2 protein-coding genes are annotated in these 1,447 nt (G+C 73.1%); both read left to right on the top strand.

The window, feature by feature from the left end; translation table 11 throughout:
• Positions 1–461, top strand: a 461-nt coding sequence (locus GT030_RS03030) for a permease (RefSeq protein WP_202459620.1), incomplete at its 5' end; no start/stop codon positions are given.
• On the top strand, positions 458–1,156 hold the full coding sequence (locus GT030_RS03025; protein WP_161199699.1) for a TIGR03943 family protein: 699 nt from the start codon (positions 458–460) through the stop codon (positions 1,154–1,156). The genes GT030_RS03030 and GT030_RS03025, both read left to right, overlap by 4 nt.
• The last annotated feature ends 291 nt before the right edge of the window (positions 1,157–1,447 follow it).

The raw sequence follows: 1,447 nt of genomic DNA, 5'->3' as shown, positions 1-1,447 counted from the left end.
AGCGGCTCGGCCGCGCCGACTGGCTGCGCCCGCCCGCGCACGGCGCGCACGAGGGCGGGACGAGGGCGGAGACCTTCTGGAACTCCGTACGCCACGACACCATGCACGCGGGCGGTTTCCTGGTGGTCGGCGCGATGGCCGCGGCCACCCTGAAGGCGGTCGCCCCGGCCGAGTGGCTGCGCACGGCCGCGGGCAACCCGTTCCTCGCGGTGCTCGCCCTCGCCGTGCTCGCCGTGGTGCTGTCCATCTGCTCGGAGGCGGACGCGTTCGTCGCCGCCTCGCTGACCGACTTCTCCCCGACGGCCAAGCTGGTGTTCCTGGTGGTGGGCCCGATGATCGACCTCAAGCTGTTCGCCATGCAGGCCGGCACCTTCGGCCGCGGCTTCGCGCTGCGCTTCGCCCCGGCCACGTTCGCGCTGGCCATCACGGGCGCGCTGGTCACCGGGGCGGTGCTGCTGTGAACCGCCAGGCGCAGGCCGCCGTCATGTTCCTCCTCGGCGGGGCGCTGCTGCACGCGGGGACGACAGATCTGTATCTGCGCTACGTCAAGTCGGGCCTGCGGCCACTGGTGCTGGCGGCGGGAGTGGTCCTGATCGCGGCCGCGCTGGCGACGGTCTGGTACGAGCGGAAGCGGGCTGGAAGCCCTGGGGGTCATCCCGAGCCCGGCGTGGCCTGGCTCCTGGTGCTGCCCGTCCTCGCCCTCATCCTCATCGCCCCGCCCGCCCTCGGCTCCTACAGCGCGGTCCGCACGGGCACGGCACTCCAACCCCCATACGGCCTGGATCCGTTGCCCTCCTCGGACCCCGTCCGGCTGAGCGTCGTCGACTACGCCTCCCGCGCCGCCTACACCCACTCCCTGCGCGGCCGCACCGTCCGCGTCACCGGCTTCCTCGCCCTGGACGCCCACGGCTCCCCCTACCTCGTCCGCATGGCCCTCAACTGCTGCGCCGCCGACGCCCAGCCGGTCAAGATCGGCCTCACCGGCCAACTCCCCCCGGTCCTGCGGCCGGACGCGTGGATGGAGGTGACGGGGGTGTACGCCTCGCGCGTGACGCGGGACCCGGTGAACAACGGGGTGATCCCGTATCTCCGGGTGACGTCCGCGCGGCCGGTGGCTGCTCCGGCCGACCCTTATGACGAGACGTGGAACAAGTGAGGGGTGTCGGGCCTGGCCCGGCTGGGGAGTGACCGGCTCTGGCGTGCGGGGTTTCCCTCGGTACGTCCTGGGAGGGCTGGGTCGATGCTCGGCGGAGGTTGCTCCGCCGGAAGCGGCTGATGCCTGGCCGAGCCCGTTCCCTCTTGACCGACGGCTCCGGCTTCAGCCCCGGCGGTGTCCGACCTCGCCACGTGGTCAGCTCAGGCAGAGGACCAGGAGGCAGACGTGGGAGGGGGAGGTGGAGGGGGCCGCCGTGGGGGAGTACGAGTCCGTGGGGGCCGGGGACTGCGG

The organism is Streptomyces sp. SID1328 (assembly GCF_009865595.1).
GTDB classification, from domain to species: Bacteria; Actinomycetota; Actinomycetes; order Streptomycetales; family Streptomycetaceae; genus Streptomyces; species Streptomyces griseoluteus.
The sequence above is the reverse complement of the archived record's forward strand: the minus strand, read 5'-3'. Positions and strand labels throughout refer to the sequence as shown.